A 22616-nucleotide genomic window follows, 5' to 3' on the forward strand; every position below is an offset into this window, starting at 1 on the left:
GGGGTGGGGTTAGAGGTCGAGGGTGAGGGAGATCCGGCGGTGACTGGAGGGTGGGCGCTGCGGATCGGCGGGGAGGCGGACGCGGTAGTCGGTGACCGCGTCGGTGAGGGCGTCGTTGACCAAGAACCGGTCCAAGGTCATCGGCCCGAACGCTGCGGGGCTGGGGTTGACCGTCGGCGTGTAATCGCCGACGAGTTCGGCAACATCAAGGAATCCTGCGCCGCCGACCCGCCGGCCGGTGGGCTCATGCCACACGCCGAGCAGCCGGTCCAACGGCTCGGTGTCGCACACCGGTCGCGCCGTGCCGTCGGTGTCGATCTCGGGGGGAAACCGGGTTTTGGACATGTGCCGCCACGACGGGGTCTGGTCGAAGTTGGTGACCCTCCAGTGTGGACCGGAAGGGTGTGAGTTGAAGTCCCCGGCGATGAGGCATGGGGTAGCGGGGTTGGCCCAGGGGCGCAGGGTTTCGGCGTCGTGGATGCGCGCGATGTGGGAGCGGACGTCGAAATGCACCGCGATCAGATAGCGGCGCTGCGTGCTGCCGGGCAGGGTGAAGACCAGCAGATTCGACCGAGCGGTGAAGTGGTCGGGCTCATGCCCGGAGTACCAGTGCCGCACGGTCACCGTCTGCGGGTCGACGTACACCACCGGTGCCAGCGGGCCGCGGCCCCCGGTGAGGGTGCCTGGTAGGGGTGTGTAGGCGCGTCCTCCGGCTTCGCGCATCGCCGCGGCAGCTCCGAACGCTCCGGCGCCTCCGTTATGGGAGTAGAACGCGCCCTCGCACAGCACCAGGATGTCTGGCCAGTCGTCGTGCATGGCGTCGACGAGGCCGGAGAAGTCGTAGTCGCCGCGGGCGCCGTCCAGGCCGCCGCGCAAGCCTCCGCAGTCGAGGTTGAATTCAGCCACGCGCAGTTCCATCAGGTGGTGGTCTCCTTTGCAAGACAGGTGTCGGCGGCGGTAGTGAACTGGTCCCAGTCCCAGGCGGTGAGATCCCGCTGGCCGCACCGTCGGTGGTAGCTCAGGCGTCCATGGAGCGGCCGGTCGGGTGGTGTATGGGGGAGGGCGTCGCCGGTGAGAAGTGCGTAGACGCTGGCGGCGTGGCGCAGGGCGAGGTAATCCCCGCACGGATCGCCTCGCCCGTCGTCACCGGTGTTGGCGACATAGAGCGGACGGGGCGCGATCAGGGATAAAAGGTGTTGGTCGATGGGCAGGGCGTGGTCCCGGTCGGCGGAGGACGTGGCGCGGGCGCAGAACCAGTGCGGGCGGACGTGGGCCAGGGTGTGCCGGCGTTCCCCGGCGGTGCGGCGACCCAGCGAGGCTCCTGCGTGCTCTGGGTTGGTGGCGATGCACATCGCGATCCGCGGGTCCTGCGCTGCCGCCCACAGCGTCGGTGTCGCCATCCGGGACTGCCCGACAGTGATGCGACGGGCGTCGAGGGCCGGTACGGATTCCAGGAAGTCCACGACGTGGGAGAGCCCCCATGCCCACGCGCCGATCGCCCCGCAGTCCTCGGCGCGGCGTCCGCCCAGCGGGCGCAGTAGCGGATGCCCCGTACAGGCTTGGCGCTGGAACTCGACCGGGTCGTCGGGGGCGATGTCATCGGCGTAGACGGTGGCGACCGCATACCCGCGGCGCAGCAGGCCCTCGATCGGCCACTGGTGCGCGGCGCTCCCGCGCGCCGCGTCGGTGGCCCGGTGGTTCACTACGCCGGGCCCGGCGGGCACCCACCTGGTTGCCAACGCGATCCCGGGGTCGGGGTGCACCGTGTGGTTTCCCCGATTGTTGAACGCCAGGAAGCACGGCACCGGCTGCGGTGTTGTGTTGGGCAGGTACACCAGCACGCTGATCGGCCGCTGCCCGAGGTGTCCGGAGACCTGCACGCGGGTGGCCGCCGCGCCGAGGGCAGAGTGGTCGAGCGAACAGAGCGTGAACCGCACCGACGGCGGCTCGGCCGGGAGATGCCCGTAGACGTGGTAGCGGACGAGGTCCAGGATTTCCTGGCGCCGCCGCGGCCACCCTGCCCGGTCGACCACGTCGCCCTGCCCGGTGCGCAGCGGGTCGGGCACCGTGCCGGTGGGGATCGACGCGTCGTCCCAGGCATCGGACAGGTCGGGATGGCTGCACGGGTCGTGCGATGCGGCACGCTGGGTCACCGGCCACCTCCTCGGAAACGGTTGTATGTCAGGGGTTGTCGAGCTCTCACCACGGATCGAATGTTCGGCGAGAGCCGGTTAGAGCGGCCAGAGGTCGATGTGGCAGTCCGCCCGGTCGCCGTCGGTGGCGGCGAGGACGGCGGGCCGGGCCATCCGGGGTGGATTCGTGGCGGCGTGAAGTTCGCGTGTGGCGGCACGACGCGGCGAAGGTTCGTGCGTGCGGTGGGACTCACGTGGCAGGGTCGGGTGGTGGGGTCATGGTCGCTCGTTGGTACGGGGTAGGAGGTCGGTGGCGTCGGGGTCGGTGTCTGCCTTGCGGGTGTGGGCCCAGCGGCGTTGCGCCGGGCTGAACTCGTGAGGTGGGTAAGACGGCTGGTTGATGCTCCGGCGGCGTCGACGCCACAGCACCAGCACCACGGTCACGACGGCGCACCCCACCACCCCGGCGAGGCCGGCCAGACCCCAGAGGATCACGGTGACCACGGCCCGGGTTCACCGACCGATGACGGAGGAGCCGAGGACGGCGGCCAGGACCGTGGCGTCGCCAGCCGGGCCCGCGAACAACAGGGAGGCGGCCCGCTCCGGCGAAACCCAGCGGTGGCGGTCGAGTTCGGAGTCCCGGCGCCGCGGCTCGGTGGACGAGTCGCAGTGAACGGGGAACGCGACCACGACGCTCGCCCGCCGGTCGCCATCCGGGGGAAGCACGCGCCACACAGCTCTCGCCGCATCACACCGCACCACGACCCCGAGCTCTTCGGCCACCTCGCGCTCGGCGGCATCCTCCGGTTGGTCTCCGGGGCGGACACCGCCGCCGGGCAGATGCCACGTCGGCTCGTTCTGGTGCCCGTCTTCGGGTGCGTGCACGATGAGCACGTCGCCGTGTTCGTTGGTCGCGACGACCACAGCTCGCAGCGGATGATCCCGTGGTTGGGGTGCACGGGAGCCGCAGATCGCCCAGTTCCGCAGCATCGGCCGCGCGTCTCGCAGCGTCGCAGCGGTGCGGACTTCGTCGGGGAGAGGAGCATTGTAGTGGGGCAGGGGCTGCGGCGACAGCCACACGGCCCGCGCGCCGACCGCGCGGGCTCCGGCGATGTCGATATCCCACCGGTCACCGACCACGGTCATCTTTTTGGTGGCGACCCGGTAGCGCGTGGCGAGCCAGTGAAACACCGCGGGTGAGGGTTTGGCGGCGCCGATTTCGTAGCTGGCGTGCACGCCGTGCAGCCGCGGCCCCATGACCGTCCGGAACCACCGCACCTGCGTGGAGTCGAAGCGTGACACATTGGACAGTGCGACCATCCGCACCCCCAGCCGCGCTAGCGAGTCCACGACCTCCAGGGCGCCGTCACACAATTCCAGTGGTGGGCTTTCGTATTCGGTCAGTATGTGTGGGTCGATCTGCAGTCGTGCCGCCACGGTGTCGCACAGGTGCGGGGTGATTTCCGGTGCCGTGTTGAGCACCGCACGGCATACCTCGACCACCTCCTCCGACGGCAGCGGAGAAGCCTGCACGAGACGCCGAGTGAGGCTGAATCCGCCAGACTCCGGCTGTGCCAGCGTGCCGCCCACGTCGAACACCACCAACATGTCCCACCCGGCGACCCCGGCCATTCGCTGAAATAGACGCACGTATCACTCACTTTCTCGAATCACCTGAAAAGCCAAAAGGAATTGCTTACTGCCTCCGGCCCTCTTCGCTTCCGCGAACGACCTGTTGGGCGTGAACGGTAACGGGTCGCGCGTGCGATGTTCTCCGCCATAAACATCAGGCCCCCTGGGCCGCAGCGAACGCGACCACGAAGCGAGCTCCCGAAGCGAAGCACGGGGTGCGCACCTTCTGGTTATCTTGGCTCGCCGAGATTGGCCGCAGCCTGCCGCGCGAGGTTCTGGGTAGTCGCCTCGTGCTCGGCTTGTGGAAGGTAGTCGTTGCGGAAGCCGCGAGTTCCCCATCCGCGGTATTCGACTGTGATGTGGGCGTTCGCACGGCGGAAATCGACGGTGGCGACCTGGCTACCGGATGCCGGGTCCGGTCTGCCCGGTCGGAAGCCGTGCCGGGACTCATCACCGATCACATCCGACGGCTCGTCTGAAACATCGTCGGCGTGCCTCTTCGTCCGGTACCCGTCCTCCGCGCCGTGGATGTCCGGGTCGCCGTCCTCGCTCACCGACACGAGGACGGTCACGCGGATCAACGCGTTCGCCGGAGGACTTCCCCATCGGGGCGGGTGGAACGACTCCCATTCGCAGGTGCTGGACCGGGTCGTGTCGGTGTCGCCTGTCGTGGCGGTGTTCGGAAACTGGACGGCCTCCGGACCGAGCTGCTCGACGATGCTGTGCTCCCGTAGCAGCGAGCAGGCACCTGGATCGTCGCGGTATCCCTTCGCAGGCGGCGAGCACGACGCGAGGAGCACGGCCATCTCAGCGAACAGCACGCCGAACCGGATGCTGCGCCGACCGACTTCGTGTGCCCTCAGCGTGCTCGGTCGGCCGAGCTCGTGGAGCTGGTCGGTGACGGGACGATCGCGGGGCGCAGTCTGGAACTCGGTGCTGTCCACCGACTTGTCGGTCGGAGGAGCGCCTTCTTCCGTCATCCCGCGCGTGCAGTGGGTGAGCAGTGCAGCGCTGGCCAGCAGCGCGAATACCAAGTACAGCACCACGGTCCTTCCGTGACAGCTGCACCGCCTGGTCCGCGCTTGGGTTCGCGCGAACACGCCGCCGTACGCCTTCGCGCCGGTTGATAGGCAGACGCGCAGCTACCGAGTTTGAGGCCAGTTCAGTACTAGTCAGCAATCAAGGCTGCGGCATCGGCCACCCACTCCAGGAGACCGACGTAGACGGGAGACCCGAACACGACCAGCACGGCCGCCGTTTCCTGTTGTGCGCGTGATGGTGGTGCTGGTGACCGGCGTCGCCAGGTGCGCTTGCCCGGCGCCGTGGGCGAGCAGGACCCGCTGCCGATCGCAGCAGCCGCGAAGCTTGTAGGTGATTCAGTCGGCGACGAACTCCGGATTGTCCATAATCACATCGGCGGGGCCACGCAGCCGCGCGGCGCGCTCGTTGCCCCAGAAGCGCGGCGCTGTGTCGATTTCGTTGTAGCAGTGCCAATGCACCCGCCGTCGCGCCCACTGATCCGATTTGAGCATCGTCACATCGGGTCTGCGCACGTGGGGCCCTCTCCGATCATCGCGCTCGGTTCGGCTGCGCGCGGGTCACGGCCGGGGAGCGCGGCCTCGGGCAGTCCAGCTGGCCGCACGTATTCGACGCGGCGAGTGCCCCGGTACTCGGTGCCGTAATAGTTTCGGCGACAGTGATACGCCGGTAGCAAAGTGGTGGGGTCGATCCAATAGATCATGTTGGCGTGCTCGCCCGAGCCGTCACCCTGACCATACGGGTGGGCGTCGTAATCGAGTCCCGTTTCCTGGAACGCCCAGATGAGATTTTGGAAGGACCATCCGAGATCGTCGCCATAGCTGTCGAATACAACCGGGGTGGCCTTCATCTGAATTTCTATGTAGTGCTGGCCATTTTTCTCGATCTTCGTGGCTTTGTTGGCGGTGAGGAACCCGTCGTAGCGCGTGGTCAACGCCGTGACCATCAGGTCGATCTTCTCGGGTGGTAGGCCGCCGGGGATGATGCCGTCTCCGGCTGTCATCGCCACTCGGTAGGGGAAGCATTTTGGGTATCCCGGTTCGGGTGGGTCCCATGCGTCGTTGAGGGGTGACCATCGGTGGTGGGTGCCTGCCGCGTCGCAGATTTCCGAGATCTCCGTTCCGTATTTCTCTCCGCCGTGGCTTGTGTCCGTGGAGACCCTGGTCTTCGTCGTGTAGTCGATGGTCGTGTCCGTGACATGAACGAAGTCTTGCGCATCGATGTCCGGAAGGTCCAGTGTTGTCCGACTGCGCACAATAGGTTGTTGCGCTTGTCGTCTAAACATTTCCCAGAACAAGGCGTTCGGGTCGGTATGATGATCGAGTACTGGTTTTTCTCCTGTTTTTTCTTTCGCGATGACTGTCGAGATCTCCAGGACCTGGAGCGGTGTGCACCCAGTCGTGGTGATCATCAGGGCGCCGCTTAGTGCGGCGGCAAGAAATGTACGCACAGGGCCTCCGTACTCGGGGCACCACCAACCAACACGCGTGGGCGAGACGGGGTGGCGCGATCTGTGTTGGGATGAGACGCGCTGGTGAGCGAGCCGCCAAAGCGAAACTGGTTTCCGCAACGAGCCGACCTGGCTCGCGAACAAAGCCAGGGTCCGCTGGTGTTCAGCCACAGCTCCAGCATCTTGAGCCCCTGGCTTGGCGCACGACCACGGCCGCAGCGTCCGCCGACGTGAATTGATCGCGTTCGCAACGCGGGCCCGGTCATTAGCGACCGCCACGACGAAGAGCGGGAACAACTCCTCGGTGAGCCGTGGTTTGAGCAACGGCACCAGTTTCGGCGATGTCGGTTCGGTCGATACGGCAAGAATCACCGACGGAGTTGCGGAACCATGTTAGGAGCTCCTCGCGGTGGCGCATGGCCTCGAAGGGTTTCGATCTCGGAAGGATTCAACGTCTCCTCGCGGGGGATCCTGGCTGGGAGATCAGTGTGGGACCTCCGCGGGTCCCACACTGATCCGTGTAACGGGCGGCCTAACGCCGTCTGGGCCTGCAGCGCAGCGCCGGACCACCGACGTTAGGCGTTATCTCCTGGGGCGGGGTGGGGTTGCTCTCCGAGGCACAACGACGCAGGCGGAGTGTCCTCGGCGTGGCCCGCGAGGAATTCCGCGAACATCGCGGTCAAGGGCACGTTGACTCCGGATTCCGCTTCAAGCCACCGGAATCGCCCGCTTGCGTTGATTTCCAGGAACACCCAGTGCCCGTCCGGCGTGATGACAAAATCGAGCGCTCCGTACACCAGGCCAAGGGACCGCATCAGCGCCCGGATGCCGTCAACAACATCAGGTGGGGCGTCGATGAGCCGGTAGCTCAGCGCTGGGTAGTCGGAGCGCCAGTCGATGTAGGCCGAGTCGCTGCCCGCGGAGATCTCCACGCTGGTCACGTGGTCACCGATGACGATGACACGAGCCTCCGCTGCTTTCCGAACCCAGCGCTGCACCTGGTGCGCGGTGACCGCGATTCCACGCAGATCGTCGAGGTCGTCGTCGTCGATCACACGCGTCCAGTTCACATGGCGAACCCCGTCTTCGACGATCGTGTTCCCGCTCATCAGTTTCCTGATGGTGCGCCCTTGCGCGGCGAAGGACTCGACCGCCTCGGGCTCGTTCGTGATGAGAGTGTCCGGGACGGTCAGCCCGCACTGCCACGCCCGGACCTGCTGCAACGGCTTGTACGCGGAATCCGCGATGCGGCTTGGGTGGTTGACCCACCGTGCCGTCAGCGACGCGAGCACGCCCCCAACACCAATCTTGGCCTCGTCGAACGAATGCTTCCGCCGAGCAGGCGACAGCCCACACGGTATTTGGTATGCCTCGGGCGACCAGTACCAGATCGTGTCGATGTCTTCGAACGCGACGATGCGGGCCGGTGTACGCAGATGCCCTGACCACTGGCCTCCGTCTAAGGTGGCCGACAAGGTCAGCTTGTCGGGGAACCAGGCGGGGTTGATCCGGCAGACCGGCGCCTGTCGTTCGTTGAGCGCTTCGATCACGGCGTCGGCCGTGTCGTCGCGGTTCCGCGCGAGTACCAGGATCATGAGGCGACGGGATCCCAATTGCGCAGGACGTCTTCCGGATATTGTCCGGTTTCGGTGCCGCGGGACTTCGGCCGTGCCGGCTCACCCGTGCTGTCCACCATGACCTGCAGTTCGTGGTCGTATCGCACGCGGGGATCGTCGTGCTCGTCGCCTCCGATGACGGGACGCATGCCCCGCAAGCCCCACGGCTGCAACTCACCCGTGGCGGCCGAGTTTGCGTCGGCGCTGAGGTGCGGTTCGGCGAGGGGGAACCGGGCGCTCGGCGACACCATCGCGTCAATCGTGGTCATGTCCTGCCTCATTTCTCGAAACGGACGTGCGGAAACTCTTGGAGATCGGTCGTCGCGGGGGTGCGCGCGACCTGACTCGGCAATCCAAGGCTGCCCACGCAGGCGCTTTGGGTCGGGCCGCAGTGGCGCGGTTGTTGCGGCACCCCGACTTCGACCCGGCCTTGGGTTGACGAACACCAAAGCCAGGCCGAGTTCATGGCGCGAGAACCGATGCGCGATCGCCTGACGCGGCACCCATCGCACACCGTCGGCCATGCGCGAGCCGCCGCAACCGGCGGATTACGGGGTTCTCACTGCCGGTGTCCACTCGCTGGACGGCGGCGCGGGCGAGCTCGACCAGGTGTCGGTCGGGCACGGTCTCGTCAGCGACTCTGCCCAGCAGTGTGCGGAAAGCCTTCTGGGCAGCAGAGTCACCGGCAGCCACCGACGCGAGCACGTCCTGCACGCAGCTCCGGCACAGCGCGGTGATGCCGTCTGCATCGATGACAGCAGTGGTGCCGGGACAGGCGCGACGGCCGCATCCGCGTCCGATAACCAGTGTCGTCGGCCCCCTCCGGCCGTCTTTACCGGGCATGGTGACAGGCACATCTCCGACCAGCTTCGGAAAGTGCTGGAGCTGGTCGTCCGCACCCGCGCACAACGTGTCCACCTGGACGCCAGCCGCAGCGCGCATAGGGGCGCAAGCTCGTTTCTCCGAGATAGACGGCTCGCAGTCATCGGCTCGACCAGTGATACGGCTACCTGTGAGAAGGGAAATCGTCGAACTCGGCGACATGCCGTGAACACTGCCGCTCTGGCTCGACTAATCCAATTCCCGCTGTCATATGACAATGGGAATTGCGCACAGGTCGATGGGCGTGATAGGGGCGAATCGCGTACCGCTACGCTACAAACTCCTTCCCCTTCCCTTGGTAATGCGGTCGTGAGGAAAATCGTGGCCCGGACCCCGCAGCAGTGCACCCAGTGCAACGTTGAGTTGCGCACTGGCACTACCGACCTGTTGTGCACTCGCTGTCTGCGGAGCAAGCCTGTTGTGCCGGTCGCCTTCTACGACACCCCGGACATCCAGGCTGCTCTCGGGCGTTACGACTTCGGCCCCGTGTTCCTTGCGGTCCGCGAAGCCGCGCGGCTGTCCCAACACCAGCTCGCCGAGCTCACCGGCTTGGCACAGTCGACGGTGTCCAAGATTGAATCGGGCGCCAGGGGCGCCCGAGACATCGAGCATGTTGTACGAATCGCCAACACGCTGCGGATTCCGGCCCATCTGTTGGGTTTCGGAGCCGACCCTGGCAGCCTGAAAGACGGGGCCGGGGAGGTGAGCTGGATGCAACGTCGGGACTTCCTCACCGTCGCCCTCGGCATCACGATGGGCTCCGCAGAGATCGCCCGACTCAGCGAGATCCTGCCCACGCCAGCTGACCCCTCTCGACGTCGCCGGATCGGCGTGGCCGATGCACAGGCCATCGAGCATATGACCGAGCAGCTCCGCTCCACCATCTACGAGACAGGCGGCGGGCTGATGCACCTAACCGCGCTTTCGTATCTGCACGCAGTCCAAGACTGTGACGACGCGGAATGCACCGACCAGGTGCGGCAACGAGTCGATCTGGCAACTGCAGATTTGGCGTGGATTGCGGGATGGGCAGCATGGGACGCAGAGCAGCACGACCAAGCCAAAGAACTGTGGGGCGTCGCCCTCACCCGCGCGCGGCGAGCCGAAGCGCACCCGCGTAGCACCGACCTGATGATCGGGGTATTGCTGGACAGCGCTTACCAGGCCCTGGCCGCGGCCCAGCGCTCGGTAAACGCGAAGGACCGCCAGCGCCAAGCCGTGGCAGCGTCGCGCTTAGTAGACCTCGGTTCCCACGTCGCAGCCACCAATCAGCACGCGGCCAGCGCGAGCGCACAAGCAGACCTGCACGCAAGCCGAGCCTGGTGCTACGGCCTGCTCGGTGAGTCCGGCAAGTGCCAGGACTCCCTGAGCCAGGAGGCCGCCGCATTTGCCACCATCGAGCCGAACACGGTGCCACCCTGGGCTCGCCACGTCACTGAGGCCGAGATCGCCTCGCATGGTGCGCACGCGTTCGCTCTGCTGGCACGCACCCAGCCCAGTGCCGCGCCACGGGCGATCGAACATCTGGATGCCGTTGTGAACAGCGACGACTTGACCTACCGGCGAACCCGCGCGTTCCATCTACCTGACCTATCGGCGAATTACCTCCGCGTAGGCGAGATCGAGACCGGCATCCGTGTCGGCCAGGAAGCGCTCTCAGCGGTCGACGAGCTGTCATCTCGACACGCACGCGCTCGGTTGCAGATCGTCGCGGACGCGGCCAAGCCATTCATCGAAACTTCGGAAGAGCTCGCGGCTCTGTGCGCGAAGGTTGACGCCGCGGTGCACGAGTGGATGTAAATGGAGCAGTAGCCGATCAGCATCAGCGGCCAGTGCGGCAAGGAGCAGGCGATCTCTGCTGATCAGATCAGCGCTGAACAGGCTCGGCCGCATGCACGCTCGGAGAGCAGCTGGTGAACGTCGGCTGCGCAGCCCCAGGAGAGGGTGACTCCGGCTCCGCCGTGTCCGTAGTTGTGCACCAGCGGTGTGCCGTTGTCGATGTGGTCGCGTTCGACGCGGACGCGAGAGCGGGTGGGCCTGGCGCCGATGCGGTGTTCGATGACTCGTGTCCGGGTAAGCCGTGGTTCCACTGCCGTGCAGCGCGCCAGGATGGCCTGCGCGGTGGCGGGGTCTTCGGTGAGGTCGCCGCTGCCGTCGATGGCGGTGCCGCCGAGGACGAGGGTGTCGCCGTGCGGGTAGAGGCACAGTAGGTCGGGTGATGGTCCGGTGTCTTCGCCGAAATGCTCGGTCAGGCCGGGGTTTTCTACGACGACGTGTTGGCCGCGAATGGGGTACAGGGCGGGGTCTGGCACGAGGTCGCGGGCGCCGAGACCAGTGCAGTTGATGATCGCCGCGGCCGGGCCGGCGTCGTCGAAGGTCCTCAGCCTGCGTTGCCCGATGGTCCCTCCCGCTTCCTCCAGGCGGGATTGGAGGTAGGCGAGGTAGACGGGCATGTCGATCAGCGGGACGGTGACCCGGTAACCGGAGACGAACCCCGGCGGGAGTTCGGAGACCTCGCAGGGGCGGAAGTCGGGCAGGGTCGTGGCCCAGTCCGGGGGCGCTTCGGCGTGCCGGGATGCATCGATGCCGCTGCAGAGACGAACGCCGGTGCCTGCAACGATGGCGAGTTCACGGAAGACCTGCAGGGAATGCTGGCTCCACTGGTCGACCTTGTCTTTAGGCTCCACCAGATACGGGCCCCACAGGGCGCCCGCGGCCAGTGAGGTGACGCCGGGGACTTCGTCCGCGATCACGTGCACGTGGGCACCGGCCTCGGCCAGCACCGTAGCGGTGGTGAGTCCGGAGACGCCCGCTCCGACGACGACGAGGCGGTCGCTGCTCGACATGGGGCGACCCTAACCGGGTGCGGCCATGGTGGGGATCTGTCGGGCGAGGGAATCTTCGAGTTCGGGGAGGAATTCGCGGACGTGCTTATTGCGCCTGCGGCGGCGCAGATCCACGGCCAACTGGCGCAACACGGCCAGGCTCCGTGGTGAGCGCACGGTGTCGAGCCGGCCGGTGGTGAGGCGGCCGATTTCGCAGGCCCGCTCATGGTGGCCGCGAGAGGCATACGCGAGCGCGAGCCACGCTCCTTCATACAGGGCTCGACGCTGGCTCGGGTGCCCGGTGGGCACCCCATACGCGCCGGTTTCCAACAGCGACGCCCCTTCAGCGAGGCGACGCTTGGCGGCAGTGTCCTTGGCGCCTTGCTGTTGACGTGCCAGCTCGATGAGAGCGTATCCAGCTTGGCAGTCCAAGTGACTCGACGTGAGGAAGTACATCCACCGAGGATCATCGTGCTGCGGGCCTTGCTCGACCACTTCGCGGGCGTCATACCGCGCGCGGTCGAACTCTCTGGTCCTTCCTGCTGCCGCGTATGCGTAGCCCAACCTGGACAGCACCGCCGCACGCACCGCCGCGGTCGCCGTACGGCTGACATCCTGAGCAGTCTCACCCAGCACGACCGCGTCGCTGGCATGTCCACGGCTGGCCGCCTGGAAGGCCAAGTCGGCGAGGATGTGCGCGCACAGCGGCCGATCATTGACCTGATGCGCAGCGCGCAGTGCGGTTCCCCAATACCGTTGCGCCAATCCGTGGTCGGAGGTGTCGAACGCCATCCACCCCACCAACTGGCCGATCTCCGCCAGGGCTTGAATCAGGCGCGTCCTGGCGCGCTCGGAATGCCCGCCCTCGTGAAGGAGAAGCGCGACAGCGCGGAACTGGGCACCGACATAGGGCAGATGCCGTGCACCACCCTGCGCGTCATCTAGCCGTTGCAGCAGCGGCACCTGACAGTCGATCTGATCCACGAGCGGATCATCGCTGGAGACTGCGGCCAACCGCGGTGCGAAAGCACCGTGCCCCGCTACTTCGAGGTACTGCGATACCAGAGAAACAAGGCCAGCACCCGAGAGTGCAAGAAATCGTCGGCGATCAACAAGACCGCCCAACACCCAGCCCTTCGCGATGCGCGTCAGATCTTGGGGCGTCCACGGCCCGGTCAGCCCGTCATCAGCAGGAACCAACGTTGGCGAGTCGGTTGCCTTCCCCTGCCACAGCTCATCCACCGAGATCGTCCGGCCCAATGCCTCCGACAAGACGTAGGCCGTCATCGTCGGCAGCGGCGATCGACGCGGGAGGACACCCGCGTCGCGCCACTGAAACGGGGCTGATTCGGCCACGGTCCCCGCGCCGAAGACCTGGTTCAGTTTCCGCGCCAACTTCTTCGGGCTCCACCCCAACTCGTCCAGGCACCGAGCCAGCACCAGATTCGGCTGTCCCGATCGGCCAGACATCGCACATTCCCCTCACTGTGGTCCGCTGTCCCAAACGCCACATGGTGCACCCACCGCACGGTCAACAGCGGAACACCCCCGCAACGAAGATGACCGAGATGACCGCTTGATCATCTACCGCGAGTGCGGCACATCCGGTTGGCTGAGGATCCAGGGACACATCGGTCACGCGCGAGAAGAGCCGGTACCGCCGCCTTCCAGCGTGTAGCTCGCGCTGCGAATGCTTGGTGGCTCGACTGCGCGACCGCCCCGGAAAAGACCTCGGCCGAACAGGGTGGTCGAGGATTCAATGATACGCAATGAGGAGGAAGACGCAGATGCGTCACGTTTTTGCGGTGGTCATCGCTGCCGCTGCGCTGCTGGGTATCGCAGGCCCGGCGTCCGCGGACTCGCCCGCCGACACCACCCCGCAGCCGGGGGTCGTCACCCCGTCCGACATGCCGTCGTGGATCTGATCACTACGGCGTGATTTGGGGGGCGGTAGGTCCGGTGCCGTGAGCCGGCGGTGTCTGGACAGGCGATGCCCGGAATGTGTTCGGCACAGCTGTGCGCGCTGCAGCTGTGCCGAATTCCCTAAGTAGTGGGGGATGTGTAGTACCGGTTCCTGCTGGAACCGGCACTACATCATCTGGATTTGAAACGACGCTTCAGGGTAGGAGTTCACGTGTCAGCATCCCATGATGAGCACCCCGGGTCTCTGGGGGTGCTCATGGATATTCCCAGTGTGGCGCGGATGTACGACTACCTACTCGGCGGTAAGGACTGGTACGAGGTCGATCGCCAGGCTGTGCTCGCGTTGAGGCTCGTCACGCCCGACATCGATGATGTCGCGCTTCGGAACAGGATGTGGTTGCAGCGAGCGGTGTACTTCGCAGCTGCGGAGTTGGGGATTCGGCAGTTCCTGGATCTTGGCACCGGGTTGCCGACCCAGCGCAACGTTCACCAGGTGGCTCAGGAAATCCACCCGGATGCTCGCGTGGTCTACGTCGACAACGATCCCATTGTTCTGGCGCACGGCCGGGCGCTGCTGGCGGAGAACAATCGGACGATCATGGTGGCCGGCGACATGGCCCAGCCGGACACCGTCCTTTTGGCTCCGGAGGTTCTGGATCTCATCGACTTCGGCGAGCCGGTCGCCGCGATCTACGCATCCGTGTTGCACTGCCTGCCCGATGAGGCGCATCCCTACGAGGTGGTGAAGCACGTTCGCGATGCTCTCCCCTCGGGCAGCTGCCTGGCCCTGTCGCACCTGGAAAGTGAGGATCAGGCTGCCGCGGAAGCTTTGACAACCAGCATGCGCACGAGCACTGGCTACTGGGGACGGGTGCGGACGCGCGGCGAGATCGGCGGGTTCTTCGATGGTTTCAACATCGTCGAGCCTGGTCTGGGCGACATCGCCGAGTGGCGGCTGGATCTCCCGGCAGTCGAGCTAGATCCGGCCCCGGACTACGTGCGCCCGGACGCCGCCAGCCCGGTCATTGAGTTCGGGGGCGCGGGCATCAAGCCATGATTCGCAATCGGCTCGGCAGCGCCGGTCACGTTTTTCCACCGGGGTATGGGTTTCTGGGGACGGGCGGTGTGTCGAGAAAATCGGGTGATCACGGTCTGAGCGGGTGGGAGTCGTCCGTGGTGGTGTGGCTGTTCGCGGTCGTCGCGGTGCTCGCTGTGGTGGTGTGGCTGGTTCGGCGACGTCGGATTCGGCGGCTGCGGGCGGCGATTGTGGCACGGGAGGAGGAGTTGCGGTGGCTGGTGTCGGATCGGCTGCCTGCGGCGGTACAAGCGGCGCAGGGTGCTGCGGTGGTGGTGCCGGGGCTGGCGCATCGAGAGCTTGATGGCACGGAATTCGCCGAGCTGCTGGACGTGATGCTTCAGCGGCTGGGAGCGGCTGATGAGCAGGCGCGGCAGCGTGCGAGCGTGGCGGCGAGCGCGACGGTGCGCGGGGTGACCAGCGAGATCCTCAGCACGCTCAAGCGCGTCGAGCTGCTGTTGCACGACGTAGAGCACCAGCGCCCCAATCCCGAGGTTTTGAAAGGTGTGTGGGCGGCCGGGCAGAAGGTTGCCAAGGCGCGTCACGGAGTTCAGGCGCTGCAGGTGGTGTGCGGGGGATGGCCGGGGCAGCAGCGGCGGGCGGCCCGACTGTCGGATGTGGTGCGTGGCGCGGCAAGCCGTCTGGAGGACGGGGACCGTGTGGTGATGCACCAGCGGGTCAACGAGTTGGTGTCCGGTCGTCTTGTCGAGCCCTTGGCGATGGTGTTCGTCGAGTTGCTGCGCAATGCGCTGGACTGCTCGCCGTCCGCAAGCCCGGTCGAGGTCTACTTCCAGTCGGTGCATCACGGCTGGCAGATCCTGGTCGATGATAAAGGGCCGGGGTTGCATGAGGACCAGCGCCGCCGCGCGGAGCGGGTCCTCTCTGGCGCGCGACCAGTGGATCTCATGACGGTCGGAGACCCGCCGCGATTGGGGTTTGCCGTCATCGCGGCACTCCTGCACAGAGCTGAGTCCGGGGTCCATGTGGAGGTCGGCCTGACGTCATCGGCCAAGGGCATGCGCGCCTCCATTGTGGTCCCGCACTCAGCCTTCACCACCGCCCCGACCCCGCAACCGGCCTCGCCTCCCGCCTCCGCCCCGGTGGAGCGGACACCGGCACCACCCGCTGGGGAGATCACGCCGACCACGACGCAGCACGGGTTGCCCCGGCGCAGTCGGCGGGACCCGACCGCGCCGTCGGTACCGCCGAAGGTACCCGCGGCGCCTGCTGCCGAACAGCAGCGGAACGCCGCAGCGCTGGGGGCCTTTCAACGCGGCATCCAAGCCGCGACCGTGAACACCGATGAAGGAGCGCGATGACCACCCCGATGTCGGACAACAATCTGGGTTGGATGCTGGACCAGTTCCTGCTGGGCGTGCCGGGTACTCGCCACAGCGGTGTTCCTGGTGTGCAGCGCGCGGTGTTGTTCAGTACCGATGGGATGCTCATGGCATGGACGAGCAACCTTGATCGCGATACCGCGGACCCTGTCGCGGGAGCCTTGTCCGGGTTGCAGTCGCTGGCCAGCTCCGAGACGTTGGCGACGTTCTGCGGTGGCAAGACCATCCCGTGGGCGCACAACGTGAACGTGTACGGGGACGCGGATGCGTTTCTGGTACTTGCAGCGGCCAGCGCGCGTTCCTGCCTCGGGGTGGCCACCGGTCGAAGCGTGGACCTGGAAGAGGTGACTGCGGCGATCGGGACGCTCACGAAAAAGTTGGGTGAGCATCTCGCCATCCCGCAGCGCGGTTTCACCTGGCTAGGCAGTCACGTCCACCTGGACGGCCAGATCGAACCAGGTAGCGGGCAAGGGGAACCGGGAGGCGCGGCGCCGTCGGTGCTGCCCCAGCGGGGGAGAACGACGTGACTCCGGCCCCGCGCGAGGGGCCGCTGGTCGGCTCGTGGGCGGTCACCGACGGACACACGTCCCTTCGCGCTGATCTGGATCCGAGCACGTTGGTGACCGCGGCAACCAGCTCCGTCCACGATCTCCGGGATGAGCGCCGCCGCGTCGCCGAACACTGTCAGGGCGGTGTGCTCGGGATCGCCGACATCGCCGGGGCGGTGGGCCTGTCGGTGTTGGTGACCCTGGTGCTGGTCTCCCAATTGCTGGACAGCGGGCATCTCCGCGTTCAGGTCCCGGCCGAAGCGCCGTCGATGGCAGTGCTGGAGGAGGTGCTACGTGGACTTCGCCGCCTCGAACTCGCGTCGTGATCCCCTCTACCTCACCCCGACGGTGAAACGCTCGGCGAAGCTCATGGTGGTGGGGCACTTCGGCGTCGGCAAAACGACGTTCGTCGGAACCCTGTCGGAGATTCCGCCGGTGTCCACGGAAGAGGTGATGACCCAGGCCAGCACGGGTGTGGACGATCTGACCGCGACGCCGGAGAAGGTCACCACGACGGTGGCGTTGGACTTCGGCCGCCGCACCATCACCGAGCAACTTGTGTTGTACCTGTTCGGTACGCCCGGACAGCACCGGTTCCTGCCTCTCTGGGAGGACTGGGTGCGCGGAGCGTTGGGGGCGCTGGTATTGGTCGACACCCGCAGCCTGGCGGCCTCCTTCGAAATCATCGGGCTCGTTGAAGAGCGCGGCCTGCCGTATGCGGTCGCAGTCAACCCGTTCCCTGATTCGCCGGGCTATTCGGACGAGATGTTGCGGGAGTCGTTGGATCTGCTGCCGTCGACGCCACTGCTGCACTGCGACGTCCGCGATATCCACTCCGCGGGCACCGCGGCCGCGGCTGTGGTCGAGCACGCCCTCGCTACCCTCCCTGCTACCCGGGAGCCCGTGTCATGAGACCGACCCCGCCGCCGAATTGCCCCGCCCACGCCGGTACCGGCGGGAGTGCGCTGTTCGGGCCGGAGTTCGCCGCAGACCCGAACGCGGTCTACGACCGGCTGCGACGCGAGTTCGGCACGGTCGCGCCTGTGGAGCTTGAGGAGGGCGTGTCGGCCATGTTGGTGCTGGATCACCGCGTCGCCCTGGAGGTGCTCACCAATCCCGGGATGTGGCGGAAGGACTCCCGCTCCTGGGAGGCGGGAGCGCGTTCGGTGCCGGTGATGATGCAGTGGCGGCCGAACTGTCTGTACGCGGACGGCGCCGAGCACGCCCGGCTGCGGGCCGCTGTCACCGACAGTCTGGACCGGGTCGACACCGTGGCGCTGCGCGGCTCGGTGGAGCGGCACGCCCGCGCGTTGATCCATCGGTTCGGCCCGTCGGGGCAGGCTGACCTGGTCGTCCAATACGCCGCTCGGCTGCCGCTGCTGGCGATCACGGATCTGGTCGGCTGCCCAGCCGATTTCGGCACCCGGGTGGTCGAGCATGTCCGGGCCGTGTTCGACGGCCGTGATCAGGGCTACCACAACGAGCAGCTGTCGCGGTGCCTGGCGGAGTTGATCGCGTTCAAACGTCGCAAACGCGGGCCGGACGTGGCGTCGTGGCTGATCGACCACCCCGCCCAGCTCAACGACGAGGAGCTGCTGCACCAGCTCGTCGTCACCATGGGCGCAGGCGTCGAGCCCACTGCCGCGTGGATTTGTTCGACGCTTGCACTGCTACTCACCGACGACCGGTTCGGTGGCGACCTCACCGGCGGCGGACTGTCCATTCAGGACGCGTTGCATCAGGTGCTTGTTAATGCCCCGCCGATCGCTAACTACGCCGTCCACTACCCGCAGCAGGATGTCGTTCTGGGTGGCTGGCGGCTGGCCGCGCAGCAGCCGGTGGTGATCTCCTTCGCCGCCGTCCACCGGCAGCTCATCGAGGGCGGCGCTGCGGCACGTGGTCGCCGCGCGCACCTCGCGTTTTCCGCGGGCCCGCACCTCTGCCCCGCCCAGTCGCACGCCGAGCTCATCGCGACGGTCGCGATCGAGACCGTCCTAGACCGGCTGCCCGAAATCGAGCTCGCCGTCCCCGCCGGGGAGTTGCGGTGGCGGCCCGGCGCGTTCCACCGAGCTTTGGATTCCCTGCCAGTCCGCTTCACCCCGATCACCGTGCCCGCTGAGACAGGAGGAGACCGCCCATGGCCTGCCCCTATCGCCTCGATCCCACCGGTGCCGACATCCACGGCGAAGCACGGCGGCTCCGCGCTCGCGAGAGCACTGCGACGCTGGTTCTCCTTCCTGGCGGGGTGACTGCCTGGGCCATCCACTCCCAGCCCGTGTTGCGGCGCCTGCTGACCGACCCGCGCATCAGCAAGGATCCCCAGGATTGGTCGGTGTTTGCGCGGGGCGGCATCACTGACGAGCACCCACTGTGGAGGTGGGTCGGAGTGCGGAACATGTTCACCGCGAGCGGCGGCGAGCACCGGCGCCTGCACAGCCTGATCGGCAGCGCGTTCACCCCGAGCCGCATCGAGGACGTGCAACCGATCATCGAGCAGATCACTGCCGGATTGCTTGACGAGCTTGCCGCCATCCCGCGCGGTGACGTTGTCGATCTGCGGGCGCGGTTGGCGGAGCCGCTGCCGGTCGCGGTCATCGGCCACCTCTTCGGCGTCCCCGATGAGCTGCGGCCTGGACTGCGGCGCACGGTTCATACCCTCTTCGGCACCACCACGACGCACGCCGAACGCCTCGCCGCAGGCGAGGAGCTCTACGGACTACTCAGGCAACTGGTCGATCTGCACCGCCGCACGCCCTCCGATGATCTGACCAGCGCTCTCATCGCGGGCCGCGACGAGTACACCGGCTCGAAGTTCAGCGACGAGGAGCTCCTCGACACCCTGTTTCTGTTGCTCGGGGCCGGGCACGAGACGACCGTGAACCTGCTCGATCACGCCATCACGGCGCTGCTGACCCACCCCGACCAGCTCTTTCTGGTACGAACGGGGAAGACGTCGTGGGAGCACGTGGTCGAGGAAACGTTGCGGTGGCAGGCACCGGTTCCGTATCTGCCGCTGCGGTACGCGAGGGAGGACATCCCCCTCGGCGACGTCACCATCCACCGCGACGAGACCATCCTTGCCGCCTACGCCGCGGCCGGGCGCGACCCCGCCGTGCACGACGAGCCCGACCGGTTCGACCTCACGCGCCAGAACCGGTCGGAGCACCTCGCGTTCGGGCACGGCCCGCACTACTGCCCCGGCGCACCCCTGGCCCGCCTCGAAGCCCGCATCGCGCTCCCCGCCCTGTTCCGCCGATTCCCCAGCCTGACCCTCACCACTGGAGAGTTGGGACACCTGGAATCCCTTTTTTCCAACGGACACCGACACATCCCCGCCGCCCGTTACCCCGACCTGGACTGAGAATCGTGCCTCCGCCGAGTCCGACGCCCCTACCCGGTCAACATCGCCACCACGTGACCTGGCATCGAGTCGACGACGACGTCGCCGATCGAGCGCACCTCCACGACTTCGGAAACGACTGCTGCGATTCACGACTGACCTCGCGGAGTGCCGCACATGATCAACGCCTTGCCAGGAAGCCTCGGATACCAGCGCAGCAGTCGAACGCCCGCAGATGAGAAACCGGCGCCGCGCCGACGAGTGCGCTACTCCTGCCCCAGGGACACGAGTTCGAGGTGCCCTTCGCCGACGATGCCGAGATCCCACTCACCTGGGAATGCCGCCGCGACGGCGGCGACTCGACGCTGCTCGACGACGCCATCGTGCCAGCAGAACCGAAGAAGGCGAAGCCGCCACGCACCCACTGGGACATGCTTCTGGAGCGGCGCACCATTCCAGAGTTGGAGGATCTGCTCACCGAGCGACTGCAATGGCTGCAAGAGCAACGGGACTGCGCAGCCGCTGCCTGAGCATTCGGCTTGTGCGACCGGAACGCCTATGTCAGACAACTCCGCTACTGGCCCCACGCCGCCAGTAGCGGAGAGGACGACCTCGCCCAAAACGGGTGAGTAGCCGAGAAAGTAAAGAGAAATGAGGAAATGCGCGATGCGTGATTCCGCGGTCGGCTTCGCAGCCGTCGCTGTTCTGCTGGCCCTGACGGGTGTGGCTGCCTGGGCTGCCACTGCGGCAAGCCCTGCGGTGGCCGAAAGTCCGGTTGAGGTCACCGACGACCCCTGCCGTTAGAGCTAGGTCATGAGCGATCGTGGCCAGGCGCAGGACTACGTCCGCCACGGGGCGTGACCTCGGGTACTGAGGGTGGTCCAGAGGCGTGAGCTCTGGACCACCCCACCCCACCCCACCCCGACCGATGTACGGGAATTTCCGCCTGTGATCCAACCACGAGTTTTCGAAGTGAGAGACGTGACGACAAACGTGACGACAACTGACCAGCTCGTCGACCAGTTGGCCGACGACCGGCTGGAGATCGTGTTCGACGCCATGCCAACAGTCGCGACGATTACGGGCGTGCCTGGCCGCGATGACAGGATCGATGATGTCAGCGAAGAGGCCGCGCCGCGCTTCCCCCGGTTGCGGATCTGGTATCGGCCGAACCGACACAGCGGCCTGTGGGTGGTGTGGCGGGGTCTCCAGGTCGCGCCCAGAGTTCCTGGTGGCGGTCGCGCGAATGGCGGTTTACGCCCGGTCAACGTCCCCGCCGCCAAACCTTCGAACAACGCCTCACCGAGGGCCTCGATCTCACCGCATCCCACGACACGCTGCTCGCCCACGGCACACTGCCACTGTCCGCATTGGACAATCTGGTAGCCGAGTGGGAGCCGACGACGTGAACGGCCCAAGGTCAAGGACACGACCCGAGGCGACGCAGCCGGGCGAAACGCAGCTGCGCGACCAACTGGCGAACTACACCGCGCGCACTGGAATACCACCAGCGGCTGACATCACCGGTACGGCGGCACCCGCCAGCCTGCTCAACGCGTTGACCCCGCCCGCCGCGGTGACTGAATTCCCCGCCCGTGGCGGGCATTTCCTCTATGCCTACGCACAGGCGGGCTTCCAGGTCATTCTGGTAGACGAGGACCCCGAGCTCCTCCGGATCGCTGTCGCTCGGGCCCGGCAAGCCGGAATCAGCGCCGCGCGACTGGACGCGGTCCGCGTGGCCGCGCCCGCTGTGCCTGACCTCCGTGCGGCGGATCTCGTGGTCGTCCCCAGTGGCGAACTGAACCGGATGGCCGCAGCACGCCCGGTGTATGAGGTGCTGCGGGCACTGCGCCACGCGATGTCTCCCGGTGCCCGCTTGATCGCTCAGGTGCTCTGCCATGGGAATCCCGGTCCGTGGCACGACCCGACTCGATCCCCGATGGCCTGGTGCCAGGACCACGCCTTTACCGATCTCAGCGGTGAGCGCGTGGTCCGCTGGCGGCGGTACGACCAGCGCGGCGACCTCGTGTGGGTGGACTACCGATACACCAGCGCCGGCGGGCGAAAGAGCGAGACGTATCCGATGGCGCACCTGAAGCTGCGACTGTTTACCGATCTCCTCCGCGCCGAAACGCGCCTGGCGGGTTTCACCGATGTCACCTTGGCCGCGGGGCACGGGACCTACAGCGAACTGGCGGCCACGGTTCCCGCAAATCGATCGCAGGACCCCGGGTGACAGGGCAGCCCCGAAGTTCACTGCCCGCCTGGACGCGCGCGGCGGTGCGGACGCACACCGCCGGAGACCGCGGGCCCGGTGGCGATACCAGCACATCACGACAACGCTCAACACCACGAGGAAATACTCCACATGGATCTGACGAAGCTGGTCCCTCCCGTGCTCAAGATCAGCGCCGGAGCGATCAACCTCCCCGGAATCCGCCAGTACCGCTCCCCGCAACAGGCGGGCGCGGTTGTCATCGACGCCGTTGCCGCTGCTATCGGAGGCCTGGTCAGCACAGTGCTGTCAAACATGCGCTACAGCGCCTGAATCCGGCGAACAACTCCACCAAGAACTGATTGAGGCACAGCCACCCATTGGTCAGCGGGGCCGGGGTTGGGCGCGGTGCAGTTAGCGCGCCCTACGGCCATCGCGACGATCCGGCCTCGAAGACCTGGCAAGACGTGATCCTGCCCCTCACGCCCTACCGACAAGGACTCAACGACCGTGAAGTTGACGGTTCTCGGCTGTTCCGGCAGCATGCCCGGTCCGGATTCGCCTTCTTCCGGGTACCTGCTGGAATCCGGTGGTACCCGC

At 66.8% G+C, this 22616-nt stretch carries 24 protein-coding genes and 1 pseudogene; 13 read left to right on the forward strand and 12 right to left on the reverse strand.

Annotation, left to right across the window (positions count from 1 at the left end; all coding sequences use genetic code 11):
- Positions 1-9 precede the first annotated feature (9 nt).
- The 10 genes from MOQ72_RS36235 to MOQ72_RS36280 all read right to left on the reverse strand — a co-directional run bounded on the left by MOQ72_RS36235 (position 10) and on the right by MOQ72_RS36280 (position 8810).
- Positions 10-918, reverse strand: coding sequence for an endonuclease/exonuclease/phosphatase family protein (locus tag MOQ72_RS36235; RefSeq protein WP_242190353.1), 909 nt, complete (start codon positions 916-918; stop codon positions 10-12).
- A complete protein-coding gene (locus MOQ72_RS36240; RefSeq protein WP_242190354.1) occupies positions 918-2153 on the reverse strand; it encodes a glucuronyl esterase domain-containing protein in 1236 nt (411 codons plus the stop codon). The genes MOQ72_RS36235 and MOQ72_RS36240 overlap by 1 nt, the downstream gene beginning before the upstream one ends.
- A 255-nt stretch (positions 2154-2408) precedes the next feature.
- On the reverse strand, positions 2409-2636 hold the full coding sequence (locus MOQ72_RS36245; protein WP_242190355.1) for a hypothetical protein: 228 nt from the start codon (positions 2634-2636) through the stop codon (positions 2409-2411).
- A 9-nt stretch (positions 2637-2645) separates the two neighbouring features.
- Complete coding sequence (locus MOQ72_RS36250; RefSeq protein ID WP_242190356.1) at positions 2646-3764, reverse strand: NUDIX domain-containing protein; 1119 nt, start codon at positions 3762-3764, stop codon at positions 2646-2648.
- A gap of 230 nt (positions 3765-3994) precedes the next feature.
- Entirely contained in the window at positions 3995-4807 is an 813-nt protein-coding gene (locus MOQ72_RS36255) for a hypothetical protein (protein ID WP_242190357.1), read from the reverse strand.
- Positions 4808-5140: 333 nt separating this feature from the next.
- Positions 5141-5296, reverse strand: coding sequence for a hypothetical protein (locus MOQ72_RS36260; protein WP_242190358.1), 156 nt, complete (start codon positions 5294-5296; stop codon positions 5141-5143).
- Between the two features lie 2 nt (positions 5297-5298).
- Positions 5299-6252 (reverse strand): hypothetical protein, encoded by a 954-nt coding sequence (locus MOQ72_RS36265; RefSeq protein WP_242190359.1) that lies wholly within the window; start codon positions 6250-6252, stop codon positions 5299-5301.
- A gap of 575 nt (positions 6253-6827) precedes the next feature.
- Positions 6828-7847, reverse strand: coding sequence for an MvdC/MvdD family ATP grasp protein (locus tag MOQ72_RS36270; RefSeq protein WP_242190360.1), 1020 nt, complete (start codon positions 7845-7847; stop codon positions 6828-6830).
- The gene (gene tgmA, locus MOQ72_RS36275; RefSeq protein WP_242190361.1) at positions 7844-8137 is read right to left on the reverse strand and encodes a putative ATP-grasp-modified RiPP; all 294 of its coding nucleotides are present in this window, start codon (positions 8135-8137) and stop codon (positions 7844-7846) included. Before tgmA ends, MOQ72_RS36270 begins: the two co-directional genes overlap by 4 nt.
- Positions 8138-8330: 193 nt before the next feature.
- On the reverse strand, positions 8331-8810 hold the full coding sequence (locus MOQ72_RS36280) for a hypothetical protein (protein ID WP_242190362.1): 480 nt from the start codon (positions 8808-8810) through the stop codon (positions 8331-8333).
- A 360-nt stretch (positions 8811-9170) separates the two neighbouring features.
- Between MOQ72_RS36280 and MOQ72_RS36285 the strand changes: the two genes are divergently transcribed.
- Positions 9171-10550 carry a helix-turn-helix domain-containing protein gene (locus tag MOQ72_RS36285; protein ID WP_242190363.1) on the forward strand — a complete coding sequence of 460 codons (1380 nt, stop codon included), beginning with the start codon at positions 9171-9173 and terminating at the stop codon, positions 10548-10550.
- A gap of 62 nt (positions 10551-10612) precedes the next feature.
- Here the strand turns inward: MOQ72_RS36285 and MOQ72_RS36290 are convergent, their stop codons facing one another.
- Both MOQ72_RS36290 and MOQ72_RS36295 read right to left on the reverse strand, forming a co-directional pair.
- Positions 10613-11596, reverse strand: coding sequence for an FAD-dependent oxidoreductase (locus MOQ72_RS36290; protein WP_242190364.1), 984 nt, complete (start codon positions 11594-11596; stop codon positions 10613-10615).
- 9 nt (positions 11597-11605) lie between these two features.
- On the reverse strand, positions 11606-13045 hold the full coding sequence (locus tag MOQ72_RS36295; protein ID WP_504981534.1) for an NsdA family TPR-like regulatory protein: 1440 nt from the start codon (positions 13043-13045) through the stop codon (positions 11606-11608).
- Between the two features lie 317 nt (positions 13046-13362).
- Between MOQ72_RS36295 and MOQ72_RS36300 the strand changes: the two genes are divergently transcribed.
- The 12 genes and pseudogenes from MOQ72_RS36300 (at position 13363) to MOQ72_RS36355 (ending at position 22349) form a co-directional block, all read left to right on the forward strand.
- Positions 13363-13500, forward strand: a complete 138-nt coding sequence (locus MOQ72_RS36300) for a hypothetical protein (protein WP_242190366.1) — start codon at positions 13363-13365, stop codon at positions 13498-13500.
- Between the two features lie 209 nt (positions 13501-13709).
- Positions 13710-14555: an SAM-dependent methyltransferase gene (locus MOQ72_RS36305; RefSeq protein ID WP_242190367.1), complete on the forward strand. Its 846-nt coding sequence runs from the start codon at positions 13710-13712 to the stop codon at positions 14553-14555.
- A 116-nt stretch (positions 14556-14671) separates the two neighbouring features.
- Positions 14672-15892: an ATP-binding protein gene (locus MOQ72_RS36310; RefSeq protein WP_242190368.1), complete on the forward strand. Its 1221-nt coding sequence runs from the start codon at positions 14672-14674 to the stop codon at positions 15890-15892.
- On the forward strand, positions 15889-16440 hold the full coding sequence (locus MOQ72_RS36315; RefSeq protein ID WP_242190369.1) for a roadblock/LC7 domain-containing protein: 552 nt from the start codon (positions 15889-15891) through the stop codon (positions 16438-16440). Before MOQ72_RS36310 ends, MOQ72_RS36315 begins: the two co-directional genes overlap by 4 nt.
- A complete protein-coding gene (locus tag MOQ72_RS36320) occupies positions 16437-16787 on the forward strand; it encodes a DUF742 domain-containing protein (RefSeq protein WP_242190370.1) in 351 nt (116 codons plus the stop codon). Before MOQ72_RS36315 ends, MOQ72_RS36320 begins: the two co-directional genes overlap by 4 nt.
- A 43-nt stretch (positions 16788-16830) precedes the next feature.
- On the forward strand, positions 16831-17373 hold the full coding sequence (locus MOQ72_RS36325; RefSeq protein WP_242190377.1) for a GTP-binding protein: 543 nt from the start codon (positions 16831-16833) through the stop codon (positions 17371-17373).
- The gene (locus MOQ72_RS36330) at positions 17370-18710 is read left to right on the forward strand and encodes a cytochrome P450 family protein (RefSeq protein WP_242190371.1); all 1341 of its coding nucleotides are present in this window, start codon (positions 17370-17372) and stop codon (positions 18708-18710) included. The genes MOQ72_RS36325 and MOQ72_RS36330 overlap by 4 nt, the downstream gene beginning before the upstream one ends.
- Before the next feature lie 146 nt (positions 18711-18856).
- Positions 18857-19822, forward strand: coding sequence for a cytochrome P450 (locus tag MOQ72_RS36335; protein WP_242190372.1), 966 nt, complete (start codon positions 18857-18859; stop codon positions 19820-19822).
- A gap of 156 nt (positions 19823-19978) precedes the next feature.
- Positions 19979-20331, forward strand: a pseudogene (locus MOQ72_RS36340) (RNA polymerase-binding protein RbpA).
- 463 nt (positions 20332-20794) lie between these two features.
- Positions 20795-21187 (forward strand): hypothetical protein, encoded by a 393-nt coding sequence (locus MOQ72_RS36345; protein ID WP_242190373.1) that lies wholly within the window; start codon positions 20795-20797, stop codon positions 21185-21187.
- 19 nt (positions 21188-21206) lie between these two features.
- Positions 21207-22037 carry a 3-hydroxyacyl-CoA dehydrogenase family protein gene (locus MOQ72_RS36350; protein WP_242190374.1) on the forward strand — a complete coding sequence of 277 codons (831 nt, stop codon included), beginning with the start codon at positions 21207-21209 and terminating at the stop codon, positions 22035-22037.
- Positions 22038-22169: 132 nt separating this feature from the next.
- Positions 22170-22349 (forward strand): hypothetical protein, encoded by a 180-nt coding sequence (locus tag MOQ72_RS36355; RefSeq protein ID WP_242190375.1) that lies wholly within the window; start codon positions 22170-22172, stop codon positions 22347-22349.
- Positions 22350-22616 lie beyond the last annotated feature (267 nt).

The sequence above is a fragment of the Saccharopolyspora soli genome, from assembly GCF_022678645.1.
GTDB classification, from domain to species: Bacteria; Actinomycetota; Actinomycetes; order Mycobacteriales; family Pseudonocardiaceae; genus Saccharopolyspora; species Saccharopolyspora soli.

Coding starts and splice junctions, on each gene's coding strand:
- MOQ72_RS36235 (WP_242190353.1), bottom strand. CDS start 918: ATGGAACTGCGCGTGGCTGAATTCAACCTCGACTGCGGAGGCTTGCGC.
- MOQ72_RS36315 (WP_242190369.1), top strand. CDS start 15,889: ATGACCACCCCGATGTCGGACAACAATCTGGGTTGGATGCTGGACCAG.
- MOQ72_RS36280 (WP_242190362.1), bottom strand. CDS start 8,810: ATGCGCGCTGCGGCTGGCGTCCAGGTGGACACGTTGTGCGCGGGTGCG.
- MOQ72_RS36330 (WP_242190371.1), top strand. CDS start 17,370: ATGAGACCGACCCCGCCGCCGAATTGCCCCGCCCACGCCGGTACCGGC.
- MOQ72_RS36300 (WP_242190366.1), top strand. CDS start 13,363: ATGCGTCACGTTTTTGCGGTGGTCATCGCTGCCGCTGCGCTGCTGGGT.
- MOQ72_RS36250 (WP_242190356.1), bottom strand. CDS start 3,764: ATGGCCGGGGTCGCCGGGTGGGACATGTTGGTGGTGTTCGACGTGGGC.
- MOQ72_RS36335 (WP_242190372.1), top strand. CDS start 18,857: ATGTTCACCGCGAGCGGCGGCGAGCACCGGCGCCTGCACAGCCTGATC.
- MOQ72_RS36260 (WP_242190358.1), bottom strand. CDS start 5,296: ATGCTCAAATCGGATCAGTGGGCGCGACGGCGGGTGCATTGGCACTGC.
- MOQ72_RS36355 (WP_242190375.1), top strand. CDS start 22,170: ATGGATCTGACGAAGCTGGTCCCTCCCGTGCTCAAGATCAGCGCCGGA.
- tgmA (WP_242190361.1), bottom strand. CDS start 8,137: ATGACCACGATTGACGCGATGGTGTCGCCGAGCGCCCGGTTCCCCCTC.
- MOQ72_RS36290 (WP_242190364.1), bottom strand. CDS start 11,596: ATGTCGAGCAGCGACCGCCTCGTCGTCGTCGGAGCGGGCGTCTCCGGA.
- MOQ72_RS36325 (WP_242190377.1), top strand. CDS start 16,831: ATGGTGGTGGGGCACTTCGGCGTCGGCAAAACGACGTTCGTCGGAACC.
- MOQ72_RS36270 (WP_242190360.1), bottom strand. CDS start 7,847: ATGATCCTGGTACTCGCGCGGAACCGCGACGACACGGCCGACGCCGTG.
- MOQ72_RS36295 (WP_504981534.1), bottom strand. CDS start 13,045: ATGTCTGGCCGATCGGGACAGCCGAATCTGGTGCTGGCTCGGTGCCTG.